24 protein-coding genes and 1 tRNA gene are annotated in these 24591 nt (G+C 68.2%); 14 read left to right on the plus strand and 11 right to left on the minus strand.

Annotated elements, in window-relative coordinates; all coding sequences use genetic code 11:
• From IU459_RS14315 to IU459_RS14335, 5 genes are all read right to left on the minus strand, one after another.
• The gene (locus IU459_RS14315) at positions 1 to 1305 is read right to left on the minus strand and encodes a sensor histidine kinase (protein ID WP_195130003.1); all 1305 of its coding nucleotides are present in this window, start codon (positions 1303 to 1305) and stop codon (positions 1 to 3) included.
• A 1-nt stretch (position 1306) separates the two neighbouring features.
• Positions 1307 to 1984 (minus strand): response regulator transcription factor, encoded by a 678-nt coding sequence (locus IU459_RS14320; RefSeq protein WP_195130004.1) that lies wholly within the window; start codon positions 1982 to 1984, stop codon positions 1307 to 1309.
• Between the two features lie 17 nt (positions 1985 to 2001).
• The gene (locus IU459_RS14325; protein ID WP_195130005.1) at positions 2002 to 2547 is read right to left on the minus strand and encodes a PH domain-containing protein; all 546 of its coding nucleotides are present in this window, start codon (positions 2545 to 2547) and stop codon (positions 2002 to 2004) included.
• 99 nt (positions 2548 to 2646) lie between these two features.
• Complete coding sequence (locus IU459_RS14330) at positions 2647 to 3447, minus strand: biotin--[acetyl-CoA-carboxylase] ligase (protein WP_195130006.1); 801 nt, start codon at positions 3445 to 3447, stop codon at positions 2647 to 2649.
• A 27-nt stretch (positions 3448 to 3474) separates the two neighbouring features.
• Positions 3475 to 3675 (minus strand): hypothetical protein, encoded by a 201-nt coding sequence (locus tag IU459_RS14335; protein WP_195130007.1) that lies wholly within the window; start codon positions 3673 to 3675, stop codon positions 3475 to 3477.
• A gap of 203 nt (positions 3676 to 3878) precedes the next feature.
• Here IU459_RS14335 and IU459_RS14340 point away from each other — a divergent pair, with 203 nt between their 5' ends.
• The 3 genes from IU459_RS14340 (at position 3879) to IU459_RS14350 (ending at position 6635) form a co-directional block, all read left to right on the plus strand.
• Positions 3879 to 5519 carry an acyl-CoA carboxylase subunit beta gene (locus IU459_RS14340; protein ID WP_195130008.1) on the plus strand — a complete coding sequence of 547 codons (1641 nt, stop codon included), beginning with the start codon at positions 3879 to 3881 and terminating at the stop codon, positions 5517 to 5519.
• Positions 5520 to 5679: 160 nt separating this feature from the next.
• A complete protein-coding gene (locus IU459_RS14345) occupies positions 5680 to 6006 on the plus strand; it encodes an acyl-CoA carboxylase subunit epsilon (RefSeq protein WP_440446491.1) in 327 nt (108 codons plus the stop codon).
• A complete protein-coding gene (locus tag IU459_RS14350) occupies positions 6003 to 6635 on the plus strand; it encodes a nucleoside triphosphate pyrophosphatase (protein ID WP_195130010.1) in 633 nt (210 codons plus the stop codon). Before IU459_RS14345 ends, IU459_RS14350 begins: the two co-directional genes overlap by 4 nt.
• Here the strand turns inward: IU459_RS14350 and IU459_RS14355 are convergent.
• Positions 6564 to 7340, minus strand: a complete 777-nt coding sequence (locus IU459_RS14355; protein ID WP_195130011.1) for a helix-turn-helix transcriptional regulator — start codon at positions 7338 to 7340, stop codon at positions 6564 to 6566. The genes IU459_RS14350 and IU459_RS14355 overlap by 72 nt on opposite strands.
• A gap of 168 nt (positions 7341 to 7508) precedes the next feature.
• Between IU459_RS14355 and IU459_RS14360 the strand changes: the two genes are divergently transcribed.
• The 3 genes from IU459_RS14360 to IU459_RS14370 all read left to right on the plus strand — a co-directional run bounded on the left by IU459_RS14360 (position 7509) and on the right by IU459_RS14370 (position 11611).
• The gene (locus IU459_RS14360; protein ID WP_195130012.1) at positions 7509 to 8426 is read left to right on the plus strand and encodes a sulfurtransferase; all 918 of its coding nucleotides are present in this window, start codon (positions 7509 to 7511) and stop codon (positions 8424 to 8426) included.
• Positions 8427 to 8623: 197 nt separating this feature from the next.
• On the plus strand, positions 8624 to 10429 hold the full coding sequence (locus IU459_RS14365; RefSeq protein ID WP_195130013.1) for an acetyl/propionyl/methylcrotonyl-CoA carboxylase subunit alpha: 1806 nt from the start codon (positions 8624 to 8626) through the stop codon (positions 10427 to 10429).
• Positions 10430 to 10672: 243 nt separating this feature from the next.
• Positions 10673 to 11611: a patatin-like phospholipase family protein gene (locus tag IU459_RS14370; protein WP_195130014.1), complete on the plus strand. Its 939-nt coding sequence runs from the start codon at positions 10673 to 10675 to the stop codon at positions 11609 to 11611.
• A gap of 145 nt (positions 11612 to 11756) precedes the next feature.
• On the opposite strand, the gene IU459_RS14375 is transcribed toward IU459_RS14370, so the two are convergent.
• Together IU459_RS14375 and IU459_RS14380 are read right to left on the minus strand one after the other, a co-directional pair.
• Complete coding sequence (locus IU459_RS14375; protein ID WP_195130015.1) at positions 11757 to 13859, minus strand: serine/threonine-protein kinase; 2103 nt, start codon at positions 13857 to 13859, stop codon at positions 11757 to 11759.
• 172 nt (positions 13860 to 14031) lie between these two features.
• The gene (locus IU459_RS14380; protein WP_195130016.1) at positions 14032 to 15408 is read right to left on the minus strand and encodes a serine/threonine-protein kinase; all 1377 of its coding nucleotides are present in this window, start codon (positions 15406 to 15408) and stop codon (positions 14032 to 14034) included.
• Positions 15409 to 15439: 31 nt separating this feature from the next.
• Here IU459_RS14380 and IU459_RS14385 point away from each other — a divergent pair, with 31 nt between their 5' ends.
• Together IU459_RS14385 and IU459_RS14390 are read left to right on the plus strand one after the other, a co-directional pair.
• Positions 15440 to 15607: a hypothetical protein gene (locus IU459_RS14385; RefSeq protein ID WP_195130017.1), complete on the plus strand. Its 168-nt coding sequence runs from the start codon at positions 15440 to 15442 to the stop codon at positions 15605 to 15607.
• Entirely contained in the window at positions 15607 to 15951 is a 345-nt protein-coding gene (locus IU459_RS14390; RefSeq protein WP_195130018.1) for a hypothetical protein, read from the plus strand. The genes IU459_RS14385 and IU459_RS14390 overlap by 1 nt, the downstream gene beginning before the upstream one ends.
• A gap of 137 nt (positions 15952 to 16088) precedes the next feature.
• Here the strand turns inward: IU459_RS14390 and IU459_RS14395 are convergent, their stop codons facing one another.
• The 3 genes from IU459_RS14395 to IU459_RS14405 form a co-directional block, all read right to left on the minus strand.
• Complete coding sequence (locus tag IU459_RS14395) at positions 16089 to 17270, minus strand: YVTN family beta-propeller repeat protein (protein ID WP_195130019.1); 1182 nt, start codon at positions 17268 to 17270, stop codon at positions 16089 to 16091.
• Positions 17271 to 17439: 169 nt separating this feature from the next.
• Positions 17440 to 18774 carry an L-lysine 6-transaminase gene (gene lat, locus IU459_RS14400; RefSeq protein ID WP_195130020.1) on the minus strand — a complete coding sequence of 445 codons (1335 nt, stop codon included), beginning with the start codon at positions 18772 to 18774 and terminating at the stop codon, positions 17440 to 17442.
• Between the two features lie 64 nt (positions 18775 to 18838).
• Positions 18839 to 19291, minus strand: a complete 453-nt coding sequence (locus IU459_RS14405; RefSeq protein WP_040774829.1) for an Lrp/AsnC family transcriptional regulator — start codon at positions 19289 to 19291, stop codon at positions 18839 to 18841.
• 132 nt (positions 19292 to 19423) lie between these two features.
• Between IU459_RS14405 and amaB the strand changes: the two genes are divergently transcribed.
• From amaB to IU459_RS14435, 6 genes are all read left to right on the plus strand, one after another.
• Positions 19424 to 20956, plus strand: a complete 1533-nt coding sequence (gene amaB / locus IU459_RS14410; protein ID WP_195130021.1) for an L-piperidine-6-carboxylate dehydrogenase — start codon at positions 19424 to 19426, stop codon at positions 20954 to 20956.
• A gap of 64 nt (positions 20957 to 21020) precedes the next feature.
• Positions 21021 to 21094: transfer RNA gene (locus tag IU459_RS14415), tRNA-Met, on the plus strand.
• A 456-nt stretch (positions 21095 to 21550) separates the two neighbouring features.
• Positions 21551 to 22180, plus strand: a complete 630-nt coding sequence (locus IU459_RS14420; protein WP_195130022.1) for a hypothetical protein — start codon at positions 21551 to 21553, stop codon at positions 22178 to 22180.
• Between the two features lie 7 nt (positions 22181 to 22187).
• On the plus strand, positions 22188 to 22355 hold the full coding sequence (locus tag IU459_RS14425) for a hypothetical protein (protein ID WP_195130023.1): 168 nt from the start codon (positions 22188 to 22190) through the stop codon (positions 22353 to 22355).
• 457 nt (positions 22356 to 22812) lie between these two features.
• Complete coding sequence (locus IU459_RS14430) at positions 22813 to 23280, plus strand: hypothetical protein (RefSeq protein ID WP_195130024.1); 468 nt, start codon at positions 22813 to 22815, stop codon at positions 23278 to 23280.
• 54 nt (positions 23281 to 23334) lie between these two features.
• The gene (locus tag IU459_RS14435) at positions 23335 to 24474 is read left to right on the plus strand and encodes an SEL1-like repeat protein (RefSeq protein ID WP_195130025.1); all 1140 of its coding nucleotides are present in this window, start codon (positions 23335 to 23337) and stop codon (positions 24472 to 24474) included.
• Positions 24475 to 24591: the final 117 nt, after the last annotated feature.

A 24591-nucleotide genomic window follows, 5' to 3' on the forward strand; every position in this document is an offset into this window, starting at 1 on the left:
TCACCGCGGCTCCGGCGCCACCACTGGTGGACGGATCTTCGACGACCCGAGGAACACCGCGAACAGCGCGGGCCTGCGCCGCTGCAATTCCAGCCGGCCGCCGTCGGCCTCGACCAGAGCCCGCGCCAGCGCCAGCCCCACACCTGTCGAACCGCCCGCGGAGAATCCCCGGTCGAAGATGTGCGGCGCCAGCTCGTCGCGCACGCCGTGCCCCTCGTCGGCGACCTCGACGCACACCAGCGGCTCACGGTCGGCCCCTGGCCGCACCGAACGCACCGACACCGTGCAGGTCCCGCCGCCGTGCATGAGCGCGTTGTCCACCAGCACCGCCACCGCCTCGCGCAACCGCGAACCCGTGATCGGTGCGCGCAGCGCTTCGTCGCCGGTCAGCGTCAGAGTCCGACCCGCCTCGGTGAACGGGTGGGTCCATTCGGCCACCACGCCGCGCAATTCGTCCATCACCGGCACCGGGTCGCGGTCGTTCGCGTCCTCGTCACGGGAGGCGCGGACCAGGTCGTCGATCGCCTCGGTGAGCCGGTCCACCTGGGCCATCGCCTCCTCGGCCTCGTGCACCACCTCCGGATCGGCGTGCGCGGACAGCTCGTCGAGGCGCAGCCGCACGGCGGTCAGCCTGCTGCGCAACTGATGCGAGACGTCGGCGACCAGGGCGTGTTCGCGCTGCAGCCGTCCGGCGATCTCCACGGTCGCGGAGTCGAGCACGTCGGAGACGCGATCCAGTTCGGCGATGCCGTGCCTGCGCGGATCGGGCCGGAAATCGCCCATAGCCAGCCGCGCGGCGCGCGCCGCGACGTCACGCAGCGGATCGGCCACCCGGCGAGCCGTAACCACCGCCACCGAGACGGCCGCGCCCAGCGAGGCGAGCACCGCGAGCGCCACCACCGCGACCGCCTGGCGCTGCATGGCGTGCATCGGCGCCGAGGGCACCTCCAGGCGCAGTGACCCGGACGTGCCCATCGACAGCGACTCGACCAGCGGGTCGGGCACGGTGGCCACCCCGAGATCGCGGCGGGAGGCGTTGTCCCGGGGAGAGGGATAGACGATGGTCAGCCGGCTGTTCTCGGGCACCAGCGGCGCCACCGACCTGGTGTCCAGCTCGCCGGGCACCATCCCATCGCCGTGCTCCTGCGCGATGATCTCCGCGGCGATCCGGTCCAGCCGGTTCTGCAGGTCGTTGCGGGTGATGTCCTCCACCCACAGCCACGCCGTGTAGATCAGCGGCACGCCGAGCACCACCGTGGTGAGCGTCAGCACGGTGAGCATCGAACGCAGAATCCGGCGGCGCATGTCAGTCGGTGTTCAGCCGGAACCCGACACCGCGGACGGTGACGATACGCCGTTCGGCCATCGGCCCCTCGTCGCCGATCTTGCGGCGCAGCCAGGACATGTGCATGTCCAGGGTCTTTGAACCGCGCAGCTCGGCGTCACCCCACACCTCGCGCAGGATGGTCTCCCGCGGCACGACCTGACCCGCGCGGTCGATCAGCACCTTGAGCAACTCGTATTCCTTGTTGGCCAAACCGATTTCGACGCCGTTGACCAGCACTCGCCGCGCCGCGGGCTCCAGGCGGATACCGCCGACCTCCACCGTGTCGTCGCCGATGCCGCTGCGCCGCAACAACGCTCGCACCCGGGCGAGCAGTTCGGCGAGCCGGAACGGCTTGCCGACGTAGTCGTCGGCGCCCGCGTCCAACCCGACCACGAAGTCCACCTCGTCGGTGCGCGCGGTGAGCATCAGCACGGCCAGATCCGCGCCGCGGGCGCGCACCTGGCGGCACACCTCCAGTCCGTCCATGCCGGGCAAGCCGAGGTCGAGGATGAGCAGGTCGTGGCCGCCTTCCAGCGCACGCCGCAACACGGCGGGACCGAAACTCTCGACGGTCACCGAGTAACCCTCGCGGCCGAGCGCGCGCGACAGCGGAGCGGCGATGGCCTCGTCGTCCTCGGCCAGCAGTACGGCGGTCATGCGCCAAGGTTACGGGCTCACCGGTAGGTGCGGCGGTCGTCCCAGCGCTCGTCGTGGCCGTTGTGCTGGCGTTCCACCTCGAACACCTGGTGGTACAGCAGCGAATGCACCTGCTGGACGGAGGGGATGTCGTCGTACTCCAACGGCTCGGAGGAGGACGATTCGATGATCAGCGTGCCGGTCCCGAGCAACCGGTCGAACAGCCCGTGCCGGAACTGGACACTGGAGATCCGGCTCATCGGGATGTCGATGCCACTGTGGGTGATCACGCCCTGGCGCACCAGCACCCTGCGGTCGGTGACGATGAAATGCGTCGACTTCCAAGTGATTATCGGTGCGACGCAACGCCATAGGAGAATCCCGAGGTACACCACGAGCACCGCGATCAGCAACGCGGAGCGCGCGGTCCCCTCGGCTCGGCGCGAGATGAGTCCCGCCGCGAAACCGGCGAGTGCTGTGGCGACGATCAGCGTCACGATCGGCCAGAAGAGCATTTTCCAATGCGGATGACGATGGAGCACCAACTGTTCGTCGGGCGCCAGGACATCCTCCGGATAACCCATGCCACGCACACTACCGGGTGCGGATGCCGGAAAGGCGCACACCGCAGCGCGTCATACTGCGCAATCGTCAGCCTCCGTGTGGAGGATTCTCCGCGGCGGTCACCGCTCCACGCGCAGGTGCGTCACGTCGGCCGCTGACACCGCTTCACCGCCGATGAGCAGGCGCCCGGCATCGTCGACGTCTTCGGCGACGCCGGTCAGCGTCCGGCCGCCGGGCAATTCGGCGCGAACCTGGGTGCCGAGTGTGGCGCACCGCTCGCGATAGGCGGCGGCCAGCTCGCCGATCTGCCAGTCGTCGTCGCGCCAGGCGGCGAAACGGCGGGCGAACTCGGTGAGCAGCGAGCGGACGAGCACGGTGCGATCGGTCTGGCCCGCCCCCGCCAGGACCAGCGACGTGGCGTGCGGCACAGGCAGTTCCGCTTCGGTGAGGCTCACGTTGAGTCCCACGCCGACCACCACCACGGGCGCGCCCGCGCCCGCCGCGACCTCGGCGAGGATGCCCGCGACCTTGCGGCCATCGATCAGCACGTCGTTGGGCCACTTGAGTTCGGCGGGCACGCCCGCGGTCGCCCGCAGCGCGTCGACCACGGCCACGCCGGTCAGCAGAGATAGCCAGCCGAGCGTGGCCGGGTCGATTCCGCGCAGTCGCACCAGCACCGACATCGAGATCTGCGCCCGGGGCGGGCTGACCCAGGTCCGCGCGTGCCTGCCGCGCCCGTGCTCCTGCGCCTCCGCCAGGAGCACCGCGTGGTCGATGCCCGGCTCGGCCGCGCGCGCGATCAGGTCCGTGTTCGTGGACCCGGTCGACTCGACCACATCGATCTGCGAGAAGAACGACAGCTCGGGCGACTCGCCGACGCCGCGCCGCAATTGCTCCGCATCCAACGGTGGCCTCTGCATACCGGCAGGCTACCCGTAGCGCGAGCGCTACCCGGCCAGGTCGTACTCGCAGAGCATCGGGTCGCGCGCTGCGATACCTACCCCATCGCCTTCCGTGGACTGCCCCTCGGCGGTTTTCTCGGCCCAGTACTCGGGCTCCCCGTACTTCGGCTCGGTCTCCCCGCTCTGCGTGGACGTCCACGCCGCGGCGGCGGCGTATTCGGCGACCGATTTGCTCCATTCCCACATGACGCGCTCCTCCCCTGAGCTCGAAAACCAGCTGGCCCCAGGCTATCCGGGCACGACCGCTGGGCGATACTCATTTTCCGTCTTCCGCCCCGGCGACCGACCGGGAAGTTTTCCGCGGAAATATGATCTAGCTGCGGTTTTTACTCGTCGGTAGCGCGGACTCGGTTACGGAGAAGCACTGGCACTGGTTACACTCCGGAGCCATGACGAGTGTCCAGCAGCAGCCCGCCTCCGGCCCGGCGGGCTCCCCCGATATCCACACCACCGCCGGGAAGCTGGCTGATCTGCGGAATCGGCTGGAAGAGGCCAAGCACCCGATGGGTGAGGCCGCCGTCGACAAGGTGCACGCGAAGGGCAAGATGACCGCCCGCGAGCGCATCCTTGCCCTGCTGGACGAGGGCTCCTTCGTCGAACTCGACGCGCTGGCCCGCCACCGCAGCGTCAACTTCGGCCTGGAGAACAACCGCCCGCTCGGCGACGGCGTGGTGACCGGCTACGGCACCATCGACGGCCGTGACGTGTGCATCTTCAGCCAGGACGTCACGGTGTTCGGCGGCAGCCTCGGCGAGGTCTACGGCGAGAAGATCGTCAAGGTGATGGATCTGGCCCTCAAGACCGGCCGGCCGCTGATCGGCATCAACGAGGGCGCGGGCGCGCGCATCCAGGAGGGCGTGGTCTCCCTGGGCCTCTACGGCGAGATCTTCCACCGCAACATCCAGGCCTCCGGCGTGATCCCGCAGATCTCGTTGATCATGGGCCCGGCCGCGGGCGGTCACGTGTACTCCCCGGCGCTGACCGACTTCGTGGTGATGGTCGACGGCACCAGCCAGATGTTCGTCACCGGCCCGGACGTCATCAAGACGGTCACCGGCGAGGACGTCACCATGGAGGACCTGGGCGGCGCGCACACGCACATGGTGAAGTCCGGCGTGGCGCACTATGTCGCCTCGGGCGAGCAGGACGCCCTGGACTACGTCAAGGACCTGCTGTCCTACCTGCCGAGCAACAACCGCGCCGAAGCGCCGCGGTTCCCGGCCACCGACCCCATCGATGGCGCGATCGAGGACTCGCTCACCGAGGAAGACCTCGAGCTCGACACGATCATCCCGGACTCGCCGAACCAGCCCTACGACATGCACGAGGTGATCCGTCGCCTGCTCGACGACGACGAGTTCCTCGAGGTGCAGGCCGAGCGCGCGATGAACATCATCGTCGGCTTCGGCCGGATCGACGGCCGCAGCGTCGGCATCGTGGCCAACCAGCCCACCCAGTTCGCGGGCTGCCTGGACATCGACGCCTCGGAGAAGGCCGCCCGGTTCGTGCGCACCTGCGACGCGTTCAACATCCCGATCATCACCCTGGTCGATGTCCCCGGCTTCCTGCCCGGCACGGGCCAGGAGTACAACGGCATCATCCGGCGCGGCGCGAAGCTGCTCTACGCCTACGGTGAGGCCACTGTGGGCAAGATCACGATCATCACGCGCAAGGCCTACGGCGGCGCCTACGACGTCATGGGCTCCAAGCACATGGGCGCCGACGTCAACCTCGCCTGGCCGACCGCGCAGATCGCCGTCATGGGCGCTTCCGGCGCCGTCGGATTCGTCTATCGCAAGCAGCTGCAGCAAGCCGCCAAGGAAGGCGGCGACGTCGATGCGCTGCGGCTCGAGCTGCAGAACGAGTACGAGGACACTCTCGTGAACCCGTACGTCGCCGCCGAGCGGGGATACGTCGACGCGGTCATCCCGCCATCGCACACCCGGGGCCAGATCGTGTCCGCGCTGCGACTGCTCGAACGCAAGATGGTGACCCTTCCGCCGAAGAAACACGGCAACATTCCGCTGTGAGCGAGCGATACCCTCATTGGGCCGCGCACGCTGGTTGCAAAGACGCAATGAGTGATTCCGAGGATGATTGTTTCATCCGTAAACAGCCGGAAAATGGGAACAGCCTGATCAGGTGATCATCCCGATCGAGGCGAAGAGAGGACCTGGCACTGTGACGACCGTGGCAGAAGAAGATGTGTTGAGCGCCGTCGAGCTGGATCTCGCAGTCGACCCGCTCACGGACCAGGTCGGTACGGCCACCGACCCGGACGCGGCCGCCCTACCCGCCGAAGCCACCACGGAACCGCTCTTCCGTGTCGTGAAGGGCTCGCCCACCGATGAGGAACTCGCCGCGCTGGTGTGTGTGCTGTCCGCCCTCGCGAGCGACGCCGAGCCGGAGGGCCCGTCCGGTCCTCCGGACATGTGGGGCCGCCCGACGATGATGCATCGCGGCAGTTCTCCGTTCTCCCCGTACGCCTTCCCGCAGCTGTCCCACCTGCGCGGGTGACCCGTCTGATTCTCGCTTCCGCGTCGCCTGCCCGCCGGGAGGTTCTCCGCTCGGCGGGCATCGACCCGATCGTCCGAGTCTCCGCTGTGGACGAGGACGCGGTGGCCGCCGCCCTCCCCGAGGGCACCCCGCCCCGAGTGGTCGTGGTGGAACTCGCACGGGCCAAAGCGGCCGCCGTAGCCGCGGACATTCCCGAATTCGCCGCGGACTGCGTTGTGGTGGCTTGTGATTCGATGCTGCTCGTCGACGGCGAGCTCCAGGGCAAGCCGCACACCCCCGAGGTCGCGCGCGCCCGCTGGGGCGACATGGCCGGGCGCAGCGCGGATCTCGTGACCGGCCATTGCGTCGTGCGGCTGCGGAACGGTCAGGTCACCGCCGAAGCGGTCGACTGCAGCAGCACCACCGTGCACTTCGCCAAGCCGGAACCGGACGAGCTGGACGCCTACATCGCCACCGGCGAGCCGCTGCAGGTGGCGGGCGCGTTCACGCTGGACGGACTCGGCGGCTGGTTCGTCGATCGCATCGACGGCGACCCGTCCAGCGTCATCGGCATCGGGCTACCACTGCTGCGCCGATTGCTTGGCGACGTTGGGATCAGCGTTACGCAGTTGTGGGGCCACACGGCCTGACGGCGCGGGGAACGCCTCGGCGTCGCCGCCGGGCGGCACCGCGGCTGTCTCCTGGGCTTTCTCGCGCGACGCGGTGATCAGTTCCAGCCGCGCCACGCACAACTCCGGCTCCACGAACGGATGCATCCGGACGTCGATCTCGCCGCGCGCGCCACCCCGCTCCAGTACCTCTTCGATCAGACCCAGGTGCACGCTGCACACCACCTCGGAGTGCGTTCGCGCGAGCTCGCGCAGCGGACACGCCGTCAACCGGATCAGCGCCTTGTCCCCGGTCTCGGAGGAAGGGTCGCGTTCGGGCGCGAAGCCGAGTTCCGACATCAACGTCATCGTGATGTCCCTGGCGTCCTCCAGCGATTCGACCCGGTGCTCACCGATGTCGAGCTTGGTCCCCCAGGTCCGGCCCGCCGCGACGGCGGCCTCCGATCTGCGCCGCGGATCGGGCCCTAACTGGTCGGCGAGCACCTGCGCCAAGTCCTGATAGCCGACCGATCGCTGCACCGCGCTGTAGCCGATCCGCGGACGCCCGCGACCGCGCGGCGGCTGCTGGAATTGCCGGACAAGGGATTCCCTGGTGAGCACGTCCAGATGGAACCGGACCGTGGTGACGTGCTGCCCGGTGATCCTGGCCAGTTCCTGAGCGTCGAGAGGCTCGCTTGCGCCACGTAGGATCGCGAGCAGTCGCCGCCGCGGCCAAGAATCGGACATAGCTCACCCCTCCTCCCGGGAGACTTTATCGGATCTAGGTGCCATTTATTCGCCCCTCATCCGATTTGTGATCTGAAACGAGAGTCACTGTCGCCTCACACTTACCATCGCTGTGAGACTTCCCAATCGCTGTCACCACCGCCTACCCACGCGTGAAGGACCCATATCGTGCCCGTTGTCCCGGATCCTCATCCCTCACTCGGTTCCTACGCACACTCCCACCGACTAGTAACCACCGAGTGGCTGTCGGCAAACATAGGCGCGAAGGGACTCAAGATCATCGAGGCCAACGAGGACACGCTGCTCTACGACATCGGGCACGTTCCGGGCGCCACCAAACTGGATTGGCGAAGCGATCTGAACGATCCGGTCACGCGCGACTATATCGACGGAACGCGCTTCACCGAACTGATGCGCGCCAAAGGCATAGATCGTGACGACACCGTGGTCTTCTACGGGGACCGGGGCAATGCGCAGGCGGCGCACGCGGCGTGGGTATTCACCCTGTTCGGACACGAGGACGTGCGGTTGCTCGACGGCGGCCGGGCGGCGTGGATCTCCGAGGAACGCGACACGACCTTCGAGCCAGCCGACCCGGGGCCCAGCGACTACCCGACCGTGCGCCGCGACGACGGCACCGCCCGCGCCTTCCGTGAGGACGTGCTCGCCCACCTCGGCAAGCCGCTGGTGGACGTGCGCGCGCCCGACGAGTATTCCGGCGCGCTCGCCCAGAAGCCGGACACTCCGGAAGACGCGGCGCTGCGCGGCGGCCACATTCCGACCGCGTCGAACATCCCGTGGACCGAGGCGCTCGCCTCCGACGGACGGTTTCGCTCCCGAGCCGAACTCGACGAGGTTTACGGCACGCTACCCAGCCAGGAGGACCTGATCGTCTACAGTCGGGTCGGCGTCCGATCCAGCCACACCTGGTTCGCGCTGACCTATCTGCTCGGCTACGACCGCGTGCGGAACTACGACGGCTCCTGGACCGAGTGGGGCAACTCGGTGCGGATGCCGATCGCCAAGGGGGGTGAACCCGGTGCGGTTCCCTCGGGCGGGGGTGCGCGACGCGCCCGCGGCAAATAGGGCTGTGTGGGATCCCCAGCACAGGCCGCGTACGTTGTGAGCCACGACCTACTGTTGAGTAGGGCTAGCCGAGTTCGGCGTCTGTTGGCAGACTGCCTACACTCGCCGAGACGTAAGTTTGTCGATTACGGGAGCGGAGCCTGCGCAGCGACCCCATGCCCGGAGAAGCGACCAGAAGAATGCACACAGGAGGCTCAGTGCCCAGCCATGCCAGCGCGCGGATCACGAAGGTACTCGTAGCTAACCGAGGCGAGATCGCCGTGCGCGTGATCCGGGCGGCCAAGGACGCCGGTATCGGCAGCGTCGCGGTGTACGCCGAGCCGGACGCCGACGCACCGTTCGTGCAGCTCGCCGACGAGGCGTTCGCCCTGGGCGGCCAGACCTCGGCCGAGTCGTACCTGGTGTTCGACAAGATTCTCGAGGCCGCGGCCAAGTCCGGCGCCGACGCCATCCACCCCGGCTACGGCTTCCTGTCCGAAAACGCCGACTTCGCCCAGGCGGTCATCGACGCCGGGCTGATCTGGATCGGCCCGTCCCCGCAGTCGATCCGGGACCTGGGCGACAAGGTCACCGCGCGGCACATCGCCGAGCGCGCGAACGCGCCGATGGCGGCGGGCACCAAGGACCCGGTGAAGGACGCGAACGAGGTCGTCGAGTTCGCGCAGAAGTACGGCGTTCCGGTGGCCATCAAGGCGGCGTTCGGCGGCGGTGGCCGGGGTATGAAGGTCGCGCACTCCATCGAGGAGATCCCCGAGCTGTTCGATTCCGCGGTTCGCGAGGCGACCGCCGCGTTCGGCCGTGGCGAATGCTTCGTCGAGCAGTACCTGGACAAGGCCCGCCACGTCGAGGCACAGGTGCTCGCCGACAAGCACGGCAACGTCGTGGTCGCGGGCACCCGTGACTGCTCGCTGCAGCGGCGCTTCCAGAAGCTCGTCGAGGAGGCCCCGGCGCCGTTCCTGACCGACGAGGTGCGCGCGAAGATCCACGCCTCCGCCAAAGCCATCTGCAAGGAAGCCCACTACTACGGCGCGGGCACCGTGGAGTACCTGGTGCAGGGCGACACGGTCTCCTTCCTCGAGGTGAACACCCGTCTGCAGGTCGAGCACCCGGTCACCGAGGAGACCTCGGGCATCGACCTGGTGCGCCAGCAGTTCCGGATCGCCAACGGCGAGAAGCTGGAGATCACCGAAGACCCGACTCCCCGCGGCCACTCCTTCGAGTTCCGCATCAACGGCGAGGACGCCGGGCGCGGCTTCCTGCCCGCCCCCGGCCCGGTCACCGTCTACCGGGAGCCCGCGGGCCCCGGTGTGCGCGTGGACTCCGGTGTGGTGCAGGGCAGCGTGATCGGCGGACAGTTCGACTCGATGCTGGCCAAGCTGATCGTCACCGGCGAGAACCGCACTCAGGCACTGCAGCGCGCGCGGCGGGCGCTGGCCGAATTCGAGGTCGAGGGCCTGGCCACCGTCATCCCGTTCCACCGGGCGATCGTCGAGGACCCGGCATTCGTGGGTGACGGCGAGAAGTTCGACGTCTACACCAAGTGGATCGAAACCGAGTGGGTCAACACCATCGAGCCGTTCGCGGGCGCGGGCGCCGCGGCCGACGAGGACGAGGAACTGCCGCGGCGCAAAGTCGTCGTCGAGGTCGGCGGCCGCCGCGTCGAGGTGTCGCTGCCCGGTAACTTCACCGTCGGCGCCGGAGCAGGCGGGGCCGCGGGCAACGGCGCGGGTGTCGTCCGCAAGAAGCCCAAGCCCCGCAAGCGCGGCGGCGCCGGCGGCGGTGCGGCCTCGGGTGACGCGGTCACCGCTCCGATGCAGGGCACCGTCGTCAAGGTCGCCGTCGAGGAGGGCCAGTCGGTCGAGGCCGGCGATCTGATCGTGGTGCTCGAGGCCATGAAGATGGAAAACCCGGTCAACGCCCACAAGGCGGGCGTGGTCACCGGCCTGTCCGTGGAGGCGGGCGCGGCGATCACGCAGGGCACGGTACTCGCGGAGATCAAGTAGACCCCTGGCGAAGACCGTTTCGGAGCGGGCGCAGGACAACGACGTCCGCGCCCGCTCCGCTCTGTTGACAGCGCTCATGCTGTCCGCACGGCCACACGATCTGCCTCCGCCGATCCCAGATACCCATCACAGCGATGTTCGACCGGCGCCCACCGTAGGCGCGCGAACTGGCCCCCTCTGTGTTCACGCAAGCTTCCTTTCTTCGGGCCTGGCATTCGTGCCGCGGTGTCGTATCGTGATGCGGTGACCAGCCCGTCAAGCGTCTCCCCTGTCGCGGAGCTGATCCGCGCGCGCCGTGCCGCGTCCAGCCGTGACGACGGGCATCGGCTCGTGCTCGTCATCGAGGGCGGCGGCAGTCGAGGCGTGTACTCGAGCGGCATGGTGTCCGCGCTGGACGAACTCGGGCTCGCGGGGGTATTCGACGCGGTGTATGGCACGTCGGCGGGCGCGATCAACGGCGCGTGGCTGCTGGGTGGGCGCGCGATTCCAGGTATGCGGACCTGGACCGATCCGGTGATCATGCGCCGCGCCATCGACCCGGCCCGCCTCCTGCGCGGGCGGCCCGCATTCGATCTGCGGTACCTCGTGTACCAGGTGTACGACGGCATCGAGCCGATGGGTTTCGACGCGATTCTGGCGAACTCCACGACGTTCCATCCGATCGCCACCGATACCCGTACCGGTCAGGCGGTCGACCTGCATCCGCATATCACCGACAAGCGGACGCTAATGCGCGCGCTGCGGGCGTCGGCGGGCCTGCCTATCTTGGCGGGGCCACCGGTCAGCTTGGGCGACTCCGCCTACTTCGACGGCGGTCTCGCCGAGACGGTGCCGATCCGCACCGCCGTCGAAGCAGGCGCGACCCATGCCCTGGTCCTGCGCACGCGGCGCATCGATGAGCGACGCCCGCCCGCCTCACGTCTGCACCAGATCGTGGGCGGCGGCTATCTGCGCGCGGTGGCTCCCGGCGCCTACCGTGCCTGGCTCGAACGCCCGCGTCAGCAGGATATCGAGGACCAAGCGCTGGCCGACCTCGGCGATTCCGTCCTGCAAATCCACCCTCCGCCAGGCTCCCCCGATGTCGACAGCGCCGCCCGCGACACGGCACTGCTGTCCGCCGCACTCCAGATCGGCCGCCATGCCGTTCTCGGCGCCCTCTCGACCACCATCCACGCCGTATAGTGATCGTCCGGTGTTGCGCTTGCTCGCACAACGCCCGCGCTGTGCGCGGCCGCCATCCCGTCGGCGCCTCTGCACGCCACGCAGCGAGGCTTGACACACAGCGCGTTTCGCTTGGTCGAGCTCCGCAAGCAGCCGAGCGACGATGTCAAGAAACCTTGACGCGAGTGCCGCCGGACAGCACGAAGTCGTGGAGTTCGATGTGGTCGGGGCTGGCGTTCGATGGAAGGTCGAACACCAGTTGGGTGGTGGCGGATTGGCCGGGGCGCAACTCGAAGGAGTAGCCGAGGCCCTGCCGCGTGTTCTGCCACATGGTGGCGGTGGCGTTGTGATCGAAAGGCGTGCCCTGAGCATCGACGAGGCGCTGCCCCAGCGGTAAGAACCACTTCACTTCGTCGGAGATATTGCGGATGGCCAGCGTGACGGTCAGAAACGAACCCGCGGCCGTTTGCAGTCCGATACGCGAGCCCCCGGCGTCGACGTTCGTCACGACGAATTCGAACTTGCCGTCGCGGACGGCGGTGCCGACCGGCGCCACGGCGGCAGGGTCGGGCAACCGCTGGTCCTCGGATGGTCCCGGGTGCTCTTCGGCAAGCACGGAAGGCGGCAACGTGGCGGCGGGCGTGCCGGAGTCACCCGCCCTGCTGCCCGCCGCGATGAGCGCGACGCACCCCGCCGCGAACGCGAAGGGCGCGAGGAAAACCACGATCAGCGCGCCGATCACCTTCGACACCAAGCTCCGGCGCCGTCGCGGCCGTCGCCGGAGCACCGGGGCGATCGGTCGTCGCTGCGGAACCGCAGGATAGGCGGGGCGTCCGACCGCAGGAAAGACTTTGCGCGCGGGCACGCCCGGCCGCGAATAGGGCGGTGGCGCAACCGGCCGGGGCGACAACACACGCGACTGAAGTGCGAGCAACCGCGCCTGCCAACCGTTGCCCGGATGCCCCACCGGCGCGGCGGGGTGGGACCGACTCCGATTCCACGGTCGAGCAGCGGTGTATGGCTGTCCGGCAACGGGATAACCGTTCCCCGACGAGGGCAGCCGAGTGCCGGAATAGGCCTGCACAGCACGCCCCGGATCGGGGACATGCTGCTGCGGAGCCGGATGGGGTCGGTGGACAGACCAGTCGAGTTTCGTGGCTACCAAGGTCGGGGGGAGCCCCGGATCCGGCAGGACCTTTGTCGGAGCGGGGCGCGCAGCCGCCGCCGAATCCGCGGCAAGCTGGGAAGCCCTCGGCAAGCCGTCGCCGGCATCGGGAACGGACCGCGCGGCGGCTGCGCGTTCCTGCGAGCGCCCGTCCTGTGCAGACTCCGCGGCGGGGTCACCGGACTTCGTCTTGGGCTCGGCCGGACTCGGCACGAGCACCGCCGGTTCATCGGTCAGTGCCTTCGGACGACCTTCGCCGGACGGGGCCGATGGCGATACGGCGTCCGGAACGGCAGCGCCGATCGCGGCGCGCGCGGCGGCGGCGAATTCGCCCGCGGTGGCGAAACGTTCGTTCGGATCCTTGGCCAGACCGCGGGCGATGACGGCATCCAGCGCGGCGGGAACATCGGCGCACACCGAGGCGGCCCGTGGTGGCGCCGTCATCAGGTGGGCGTGCATCTGCTGCGCCGGATCGGTGTCGCCGTAGAGGCGCGAACCGGTGAGGCATTCGTAGAGCACGCAGGCCAGCGAGTAGACGTCCGCGCGACCGTCCACCTCACCGGTGAATCGTTCCGGCGCCATATACGCCAGCGTGCCGATCGCCATGCCGGTGGTGGTCACGGCCGTCTGGCCGAGCCCGTGCGCGATGCCGAAGTCGATCAGATAGGTGAAGCCGCTGGGATGGACGACGATGTTCGACGGTTTGACGTCGCGGTGGACCAGTCCCACCCGGTGCGCCGCGTCGAGCGCGACGGCGACGTGACCGACGATGCCGACCGCCACGTCCGGCCTCATCCGCCCCGCGGCCACGAGTTTGCGCGCCAAGTCGGTGCCCTCGACGAATTGCATGTCGATGTAGAGCCGACCGTCGATCTCGCCGAACCGGTGGATCCGCGGGACATGCGGGTCGCGCAGCTGTGCCACCGCCTCGGCCTCGCGCTCGAATCGTTTGCGATAACCCCCGGTGGCCGCGAGTTCGGCGGGCAAGAGTTTCAACGCCACCCGTCGCGCCGCCGCCATGTCGTATGCCAGCCACACCTGCCCCATGCCGCCCTTGCCGAGCAACCGCTCCAGCCGGTAACCCCCGAATCGCACCTCCCCCATCGCGAACCTCCAGTCACCGTCGACGTCTGCGGCCCGCCCCTCGCCGTGGCGCCGACAACGAAAATCACCAGCTCACCGCGTGAATACCGAGGACGTGCCCTCTTCGGAGCGTAACCGCACCCCGCGTGACGCACCACTGTGTGCTGGACGACAGTCCGGCGGAACGGGCCGCTTACCGGTGGGGTCTCGGCTTGTCTTTGCCGTTGCCCTGTTTCGAATGGTCCGGCTTGCTCTTGCCCCGGCTGTCCCCGCCCGAGTCGTTCGGACCGTTATCGATCTTCTCCGGCCCCGGACCACTCGAATTCGACCACGACGGAATCCAATCGGCTCTGCCCGCCGCCAGCGGGGTGCAGGTCAACCTGATGCCGTCGACCACGACACCGTGCACGTCGACAGCGGGATCGCACGGCAGCCCGGGCGCGGGCACGACATGAGTCGGCGCCGAGATAGGTGCCGGCGCGGCCGGGACGAGCGCCGGTGGTTCCGAGTGCGACGTGCGCTCCTGCTTCGAGGAGGAAACCGGCGCGGCCGCCGGGCCGGAGTCGGCAGGCTCGGGCCGCCCGAACCACAGCGCTCCGGCGACCGCCGCGACGAGAACCGCGAAGGCCGCCAGCGCCAGGCGCGGCCCGAGCGACGTCCGCGCATACGGCATGCGCGATCCGGCGGCCCACGTCCTCCGGCGCGGCGGCCGCACAACGGTCGATACCGCCGGCATCAGCTCGACCGTCGTCGCGTCCCGGCCCATCACGGCCGCATACGCCGCGGACGCCAGTTCCCCCGCGCTGGACCACCGCCGGTCCGGGTCCTTCGCCATACCGCGCACGATCACCGTGTCCAGCGCCGCGGGTATGCCCGGATCGAGTGCTGACGCGAGCGGCGGCGTGTCCAGCAGGTGTGCGCGCACCAGTCGCGGCGCGTCACCGTTGCCGAACGGCCTTCGGCCGGTGAGACACTCGTACAGCACACAGGCCAGCGAGTACTGGTCCGCACGGGAACCTGCCGCGCCGTCGAACCGCTCCGGCGCCATGTAGGCCAGCGTGCCCACCACATTCCCGGTGACGGTGATCGCGGGCTGATCACCGCGGTGCGCGGTGCCGAAGTCGATCAGGTACACCATGCCGTCCGGCTGCACCATGATGTTGGAAGGCTTGACGTCGCGGTGCACCAGACCGGCGCGATGCGCGGCATCGAGCGCGGTGGCCGTCTGCGCGACGATCTCGACCGCCTGCTCAGGCTCGAAACATCCGTGGCGCCGCAACAGCGCCGCGACGTCGAGGCCGTCGATGAACTCCATCTCGATATAGAGACGACCGTCGAGTTCGCCGAAGGAATGGATCGGCACCAGATGCGGCCCCCGCACCTGTGCGGCCAGCCGGGCCTCTCTCGTGAATCGCCGCCGAAAGGGAGTACTGGCCGCGTGCACGGCGGCCAGCACCTTCAATGCGACGGCACGGCCGGCAGTGGTGTTGTAGGCGAGCCACACCTCCCCCGTGCCGCCGCTGCCTATCAACCGGTCGAGACGGTAGTGGCCGAACCACAGCTCGCCCATGTCTATAGAACCTCCCGCTAGCCTTCTGCCCATGAAGGAGCTACCCGAAAACCATGTCGGCACCACGGAACGCGCGCGAACGGCACCGCGTAAGGCCGATCATGTCGCAGTGGGGCGGCTGTGCGCCGCGGAATTCGACAGACTGGTCGCGGATACGATCGTCGGCACCGCCCGGCGCGGCGAAGCGGGTGAGCGCTGATGGAACCGATCGAGATCAACGCGGGTGTTTGGTATCTGCGTGCCCTGCGCGCGGACGACCGCATCGATGACCGCCCGGCGCTGGCGGCGGGTGGGATCACCGACCCGAACTACGTCGCCCGGCGCAGTGCTGGCTGGGCCGAGGCAACCTACTTCTCCTGGGCGGTGTGTGAACCGACCACCGCCGAGCTGGTAGCCGAGATCGGGGTGACGCCCGCGGGCGATGGCACCGCGACCATCACCGGGTGGGCGCGACCGGGCTACCAGCCGGCCCTGGACGCCGGGCTGACGTCCGTCCGCCGCTTCGTCGAGGGCGGTTTGGGCCTGCGGCCGGTCGCTTCCTGACCCGCTTGGTATCGGTTGCGGCCTCGGTCGTGGCCCTCCGACGCTGGGCCTCCCGCCGGCCCAGGAGGGCAGCGGTCCCGCGCTGAGTCCGCCGTATGCGCTGCTCCTCGTGCGCGCCGCTGATGGCGCTCGGCGGATCAACGCATGACGCCGGTGTGCCCCGTGGAATAGCGTCCGGGTTGGGGCCAGATGGTGAGCCCGTGCGGTCCCTTGCCGACGGGTATGCGGGCCAAGAGATTCCAGTTGACGATGTCGATGGCGTACACCTCGCCGTGGTGGCGGCCGGATGCCCAGAAGACGCGCCCGTCCGCGGAGATGTTGCCCATGTCAGGGCTGCCGCCTCCCGGCACGAACCACTTGTGCACCAGGGCATTCGCCGCGAAATCCCATACCGAGATACTGCCTTCGTGCCGGTTGGTGATGAGCATCTGGCGGGAGTCGCGGGTGACGTATAGCCCGTGCGTGCCCTTGCCGGTCGGCACGAAACCGGTGTTCTCGAACGTGTGCGCGTCGAAGGTGTAGATGCCGTCGGCGGTCATGTCCGCGACGAAGAAGGTGTGCCCGTCCGGCGACAGCTTCACATCCTGCGGCTTGCCGGAGCGGCCGCCGGGCAGATCGACCACCTTGACGACCTTGCGCTCGGCGACGTCGAAAGCCAGCATCCGGCCGATGAATTCACAGGACGCCAGCCCGAACCGGCCGTCGGCGGTGAAGTCCATGTGATCGACGCCTGCGCAGTCGGGCACCGGAAGGGCGTGGACCTTCTCCCAGGTCTGCGGGTCGTAGAAGTCCAGCGACTTGTCCGCCTCAGCGACGACCAGGGCGTACCGGCCGTCGGGCGTGTAGTACATGTTGTACGGGTCGCGCACGGGAAAAGGTTCCCCCGGCTTTCCCGTGCGCGGATCGATCGGCAACAGGCTGCCCTGGCCCAGCGGCAAGTCGTTGGTGACGTAGAGCGTTTGCATGTCGTAGGACGGCACGACGTGCTGCGGCTCCTTACCGCCCGCGGCGAAGGTGTCGGTCACCTGGAAGGTGTCCGGATCGATCACCGAGACCGTGTTCGACTGGCTGTTGGGCACGTAGACCAGCGGGCGATGGCCGGCCACGCTCGGACTCAGTTCGCGATTGGCCGCGTACACGTCGGTGGGCGAGAGCGGCGGCGGCATCCCGGGGAGCAGATCGGTCATGTGCGGCGGGAACGCGCCGCTGGTGGGTGCGGCCACCGTGGTCGCGGCCGCCTGCCCCGCCTCGGGGCCTCGCGTGCCGGCGTCGCTGGAGGCGCAGCCTGCCACGGCGGACAGCACGGTCAGGAAAGCCATGAGGTGGGGTGCGCAGTGTCGGCACATGCGCTGTCGGTTCACGCGCCGCACCTGCTCGGAGAGTGGTGAAGACGAGAGGACATGCTTGCGAAGCCTAGGAGGTGGATCCGGGATTCCGGCGCACCCCGCGCCGGGGACACCAGAATGCCCGGATCATCCGCTTCGCGCGCTATTCGAGGCTGGTCAGCACCCGGTCCAGAGCCTCGACGGCCTCGTCCAGCTCGGCGTTCGTGACGGTCAGCGGGGGACGGAAGCGGATGCCCCGCTCACCGGTGCCCAGAATCAGCACGCGCTCGCGGTCCTGTAGCGCTCTGAGCACCTCGTCGCGCAGCCGAGCCGAGGACAGCGTGATCGCGCACATCAGTCCGCGCCCGCGCGCCTCGCTGGCGTCGGCGTGCCGCGCGGCCACACCCGCCAGCCGGTCGAGCAGGTGCGCGCCCAGCGGGCGGGACCGCTCGATGAGCTCGTCGCGCTCGATCACCTCCAGGATGCGCCGGGTGCGCACCATGTCGGCGAGGTTGCCGCCCCAAGTGGAGTTGAGCCGGGAGCTCACCGCGAACACGTTGTCGGGCACCTCGTCCACGCGCCCGCCCGCCATGACGCCGCAGACTTGGGTCCGCTTGCCGAAGGCCACGACGTCCGGCGCGAGCCCGAGTTGCTGGTACGCCCAAGCGGTTCCGGTCATACCGACGCCGGTCTGCACCTCGTCGAGGACGAACAGCGCGTCGTTCTCGTGACACAGCTGCTGCACGGCTTGCAGGAATTGCGGGCGCAGATGCCGGTCGCCGCCTTCACCTTGGATCGGCTCGGCGATGAAACACGCTATGTCGTCCGGATTTTCCGCGAAGGCCCGGCGCGCCTGGGCCAGCGCGCATGCCTCCGCCTCCTCGATGTCGAAGGCGTCGGTCAGGTAAGGCGCCTTGATGCGGGGCCAGTCGAACTTCGGGAACCGCGCCGTCTTCACCGGATCCGTGTTGGTGAGCGACATGGTGTAACCGGTGCGGCCGTGGAACGCGCCGGTCAAATGCAGCACCTTGGTGCCGAGTTCCGGTGTGCGGCCGTGGGATTGGTTGTGCCTGCTCTTCCAGTCGAACGCGATCTTGAGCGCGTTCTCCACCGCGAGACCGCCGCCGTCGATGAAGAACAGGTGCGGCAGCCGCGGATCGCCGAGCACCCGCACGAAGGTCTCGACGAAGCGGGCCATCTCCACGGTGTAGATGTCGGAGTTGCTCGGCTTGTTCAGCGCCGCGGTGAGCAGTTCCGCACGGAACTGTTCGTCCGCCGCGAGGGCCGGATGGTTCATGCCCAGTGCGTTGGAGGCGAAGAAGCCGAACATGTCGAGGTAGGCGGTGCCGTCACGTTCGTCGACGAGCCGGCAGCCGCGGGACTGCTCGAGATCGAGTACCAGGTCGAAGCCGTCGGCCAGGATGCTCGCCGACAAGATCTCGCGGACCCGGGCGGCGGGGGTGACCGCCGGGCGGGTGCGTTCCAGTTCGATGGTCACGCCCTGAGGGTACGTAAAAATTTACGTAACCTCTACACCAAAACGGATTAATTCCTAGCAATCGCTATCTGTCATAGAATGTCTGAAGGATGATGGTGCTCCGGGTGCGTACGTTGGCGGTCGCTCTGATCTCCTGGAGCAACTGCTCGAGGTGCCGCGGGGATGCCACGCGGACCAGCAGGATGTAGCTCTCGTCACCGGCCACCGAGTGGCAGGCCTCGATGCCGGGGATGTGCTGGAGCACCGCGGGCGCGTCATCGGGTTGCGACGGGTCGAGAGGAGTGATCGCGACGAATGCCGACAGCAGCTGGCCGAGCGCTTCCGGATCGACGTGCGCGGTGTACCCGCGGATCACGCCGCGTGCCTCTAATCGACGGACCCGCGATTGCACGGCGGACACCGACAGACTCGCCTTCTCGGCCAGATTCGACAGGGTGGCCCGTCCATCGGCCATCAGTTCACGAATCAGCAGGCGATCGATGTCGTCGAGTACGGGTCTTGCCGGTGTATCCGCCATCAGCGAAGGCTAACCCAGGCAGCCCACCTCGTGTCCGGAACCTGACCTCCATCCTCCCGCTATGTGGGACGACACCCCACTCTGCGGGCCAATGATGCCGCGATGCGGCCGAAAGGTACGGCGGAACAACAGATGACTGAAGTACTCGGCGCCAAGACCACTACGCAGGAACTCGCCGATCGCGCGACCGCGGTGCTGCGCGGACTCGGGGCGCAGCTCCCGGAGCCCGGCGCGCTCCCCGCGCGCACTCCGATCACGGGAGGGCAGCTGCTGACCCTGCGGCCGAGCTCGCTCGACGATGTCGATGCCGCGATCGGCCGGGCAGCGACCGCCTTCCACGCGTGGCGGAGCGTTCCGGCCCCGGTCCGGGCCGCGGTCGTGCGCCGGCTGGCGCAACTGCTCACCGCGCACAAGAGCGACCTGGCCGAGCTGGTGACCCTGGAGGCGGGCAAGATCCCCGCCGAGGCCGCGGGCGAGGTGCAGGAGATGATCGATATCTGCGAGTTCGCCATCGGCCTCTCCCGGCAGCTGTACGGACAGACCATGCCCTCCGAACGACCGGGGCACCGCCTGATGGAGACCTGGCATCCGCTCGGCGTGGTCGGGGTGATCTCGGCGTTCAACTTCCCGGTCGCCGTGTGGGCATGGAATACGGCGATCGCGCTGATCTGTGGCGACACCGTGGTCTGGAAGCCCTCGGAGACGACGCCGCTGACCGCGGTGGCCTGCCACGCGTTGCTGCGGCGTGCGGCGAGCGAGGCCGGCGCGGATCCCGAAGTACATCAATTGATCCAGGGCGGCAGCGACGTCGGGTCGCGTCTCGTCGAGGACGAACGGGTGGCGCTGGTGAGCGCGACCGGCTCGGTACGGATGGGGCGACTCGTCGCGCCGCGGGTCGCCGAGCGGCTCGGGCGGTGTCTGCTGGAGCTGGGCGGCAACAACGGTGCGATCGTCACCCCGTCCGCCGATCTCGAGCTCGCGGCGCGCGCCATCGTGTTCGCGGCGGCGGGCACGGCCGGGCAGCGCTGCACCACGCTGCGGCGGCTGATCGCGCACCGCGATGTGGTCGACCCGCTGGTGGACCGGCTCGAGCGGGCGTATCGGCAGCTGCGCGTCGGCAATCCGCTCGATGACGGGGTGCTGGTCGGTCCGCTGATCGACGGAAAGGCCTATACCGGCATGCGCGCCGCGCTGGCGAAGGCGGTCACCGACGGCGGCGAATTGGTCTGCGGCGGTGAGCGAGTCGAGGGGTTCGGCGACGACGCCTACTACGTGCGGCCCGCCATCGTCCGCATGCCGGCCCAGACCGCGGTGGTTCGCGAGGAGACCTTCGCGCCGATCCTGTACGTGCTCGCCTACGACGACTTCGACCGCGCGATCACGCTGCACAACGATGTGCCGCAGGGTCTTTCGTCCGCGGTCTTCACCACCGACCAGCGCGAGGCGGAACGCTTCCTCGCCGCCGACGGATCCGACTGCGGGATCGCCAACGTCAACATCGGCACCTCCGGCGCCGAGATCGGCGGCGCCTTCGGCGGTGAGAAGCAGACCGGCGGCGGACGCGAATCCGGCTCGGACTCCTGGAAGGCCTACATGCGCCGGGCCACCAACACGATCAACTACTCCACCGAACTCCCCCTCGCCCAGGGCATCAAGTTCGGCTGAACACCCCCTTCTACCAGCGGATTCGGTAGTACGCACACACGTTGTGTAAGGTTGTACGTACCGACGCGGGGTGGAGCAGCTCGGTAGCTCGCTGGGCTCATAACCCAGAGGCCGCAGGTTCAAATCCTGTCCCCGCTACTAGGAAACGGTCCGGAACACGCAGTTCCGGACCGTTTTTCTGTGCCGGAGCCCGGACGGCTACGGACTCCGCACGGCCGGAGCCGGTACAGCGTGTCATGTTTATGACTGTCGCTTCCTGCGACGCAGACACTTCCGCGCGGAACCTCTGTCACCTGGCTCACATCCGGACCTTCGCAGGAATAGTCCATTGCCGGTCCATCGCTGGGCCATTCCGCAAATGGAGCGTTAATAAATCGTTACAGCGCGGCCCTCGGTTGGCGGCGCCCAGGCCACCGTGTCACGATACTTCGAGTCACACCCGGACAATTCATCCCGAAGCGTTTACCCAAAGGCAACGCCAGGTTCCCATCGCCGCACCGGCTTGTCTCCTTCGGCGTGTTCGTATGACGATTCGATCGCCAATGTCGGCCATCTCCGCACACCAGGGCAAAGAATCTGTGAGGAATTTTTCGCGTGAGTGATTTCTGGAGTGTCAGCACGTCTTTGGCGTGTCTCAGCATCGGCATTTCCTTGTACGGTGTCATCGCCTACCTGGGCGGAATACTGGATGGTGACACGCGGCCGCGCATCGCGTCATGGGCGGCGTGGTGCACGGCCAATACCGTATTCGCGGTCGTGGCCTATCTCGAGGGAGCGCATCTCGCCGCGGGCATCAACGCCGCGGCGGCCGCCATGAACGCCGCGGTCATTGCCGCCGGCATTACACGTGGGTCCGGTCTGCGACCGGAAGACAATATCGACTGGGCTTGCCTGGTTTCATCGATCGTGTGTGTCATGGTGACCGTCGGCGTGTCCGAGAAGGCTTTCGGCGCATTATTCGCCGTTTGCGCAAATCTCATCGCCACCGTGCCGACGATCCGGCACGCATGGTCCAAACCCCATGAAGAAACCTGGCAAACGTTCGCCGCGAATGCCTTCGCCAACAGCCTCGGTTTCGTCGGCGTGCTCATGGTGAGCGGTTTCGAATTCGCCTCGGTCGCCGGTCCGCTGATTTCCACGGCGGGCAATGTCGGCTTGGTCACCCTTACCATCGGCCGTGGTCGATTCGCCGATGACGCTGTCGAACCGGTGCGAGTCGGTTGACCCACAAATGCGATCGATCATCTCCAATATCGGCGACTGCTTCGCCGATCCCGGCGGACTCACGCCGGGGCAAGCCGAGCGCGCCCTCGAAATCCACCTCATCTGCTCCCCGCGCTGCCTCGTCTTGCGGCGGGCCAAGCGTGTGCTCGGTATAGCCGACCGAGACGGGCCGTAGACTCGGGCGCCGCAAGGCGCTCGGTGACCGCCGCGCGAACCTCACCACATCTCCCGCAGGACGTCCGGACTATGCGACCGGGATCGACGAGCATTTGCCGGGACACCGCTTTACGTGGTCACTGACCAGCGCAAGATCCCTTGTGCACTTGCTGTTGGGAGCGCCCTCCGCCGGGGTCGCCGATGAGAGGCACGGCATCATCCCCGGCGGCGGGAACCGGACCAGCTTCGAGATGTGGCTCGGTGGGCGCGGTTTCCGATTGCCTGCTGAACGCGGCGCCGAGGTGTACCCTGACCGCGAAGACTGGTGGATGCAAGTACATATGCAAGGACTTTTGCAATTGCATTTGCCTGGATCTTACCCATTTCTACAGCAGCGGAACGGCATCCGCGGCGACCGGGAAGTGGGTAACTTGTCGCCGAACGCGGCGAGGTAGTACTGAGCGGGAGGTTCAGGGGTGGATCCGGCAACAGTGGTGGCGGTCGCGGTGGCGGCCGGTGCGACGGCAGGCGTGACCGACGCCGCCAAGCAGGCGGTGGTCGACGCATATCAATCGTTGCGGCGGTTGATCGCGCACCGGTATCGGTCGGTGGATGTCGCAGTAGTGGAATCACGACCGGATGTTCCGTCGCGGCGCCTGGTCCTCGCCGAAGAGCTGGCACAGGCCGGAGCGGAAGATGATCAGGAGCTTCTCGCGGCGGCGCGCTACCTGTTGCAGGTGGTCCAGGAGCAGGCGCCGCGAACCGCTGAGACGGTGGGGGTGCGACTGACTCGGGTTCACGCCGGTGACATCGAGATCACCGACGTCACCTCCAGCGGTTCAGCTTTCGTGGCCGAAGACACCTCTGTCGTCGGCACGCTGCGTGTCGACGCCATACACGCTGGGGCGCCGGAGCCGCCCCACCCTCCGAACGCGCGGCGGTAGCCCGGCCCGCCGCGCACGCGATCGTCGCGCCTGCTTCGGTCAATACGGGGGTGAATGTCGGTCGAGACTTCCACACCGCCGGAGGGCATCGGACGTGTCGCCGCATTGCTCACCGACCGGCTGCCCGACCGATCCCGCGGATACCGCCCATTCGACTACCTCGTCGCCGCCGACGACGGACAGCACCACTCCCCCCGCCCCATCCCCGACGACTTCTGGCACCTGGCCACCGTCGACGCCGATGTCGATGTCCTGGTTTCCACCGCACTGACCGCGTACTTCCGCGGGCATCTCACCGAGACAGAGGCCTTGTGCCATCGGGCCGCCCACGCCGGCGACCGGAACGCCATGTTCAATCTCGGAATCGTGCTGTACGAACGCGGCCAAGCCGGGGACGCGGAGACCTGGTGGCGCCGCGCCGCCGACGCCGGCGACCAGTCCGCCATGTTCAACCTCGGGGTCCTGCTGTACGAACGCGGCCAAGTCGACAACGCGCAGACCTGGTGGTGGCGTGCCGCCCGCGGCGGCGACCTCAACGCCATGTCCAATCTCGGGGTCCTGCTGCGGAAACAAGGAAAAATCGACGACGCGCAGACCTGGTACCGGCGGGCCGCCGACGCCGGCGATCATTCCGCCATGTTCAACCTCGGGGTCCTGCTGTACGAACGCGGACGAACCGACGAGGCGCAGAGCTGGTGGCGCCGCGCCGCCGATACCGGCGACCCCAACGCGGTCTTCAATCTCGGTGTGCTGCTGCGGAAACGAGGGAGAATCGATGACGCGGAAACCGCGTACCGCCGCGCCGCCGACACCGGCCACATACCCGCCATGTTCAACCTCGGGGCCCTGCTGCACGAGCGAGGCGAAATGGATGAGGCAGCGGCTTGGTACCGCTGCGCCGCCGACGCCGGCGACCAGTCCGCCATGTTCAACCTCGGGGTTCTGCTGCGGCAGCAAGGCGAGACGGCGGAAGCAGCCGGATACCCGCGCACCGGCGTCGTCCCACGCCGACCAGCGAGCCATTTGACGGGAGCTATGGCCACACCGGCATCCTGGGCCTGGCAGGCGCACAAACGCGCCCAGCGCTCGAAGGACCTCGCCAAAACGTCATCGAACGCGACATCAGACGACAATGCGTCGACAACGCCGGCTACACGGCCCGGTGAGAAGGCCCCGGAAACGCCGGAGCACTGACGGCCGAGTGAGGTCCTCGCAGCTCGCTGGTTTCGTTCTGGCGAGCGAGCAAACTGGTAGCCAGTAGCTCGCTGAGCTGGTTGACGCAGCCGCGCCCAGCGGCCCACATTTGCGGAC

The organism is Nocardia amamiensis (assembly GCF_015477605.1).
Taxonomy (GTDB): Bacteria; Actinomycetota; Actinomycetes; order Mycobacteriales; family Mycobacteriaceae; genus Nocardia; species Nocardia amamiensis_A.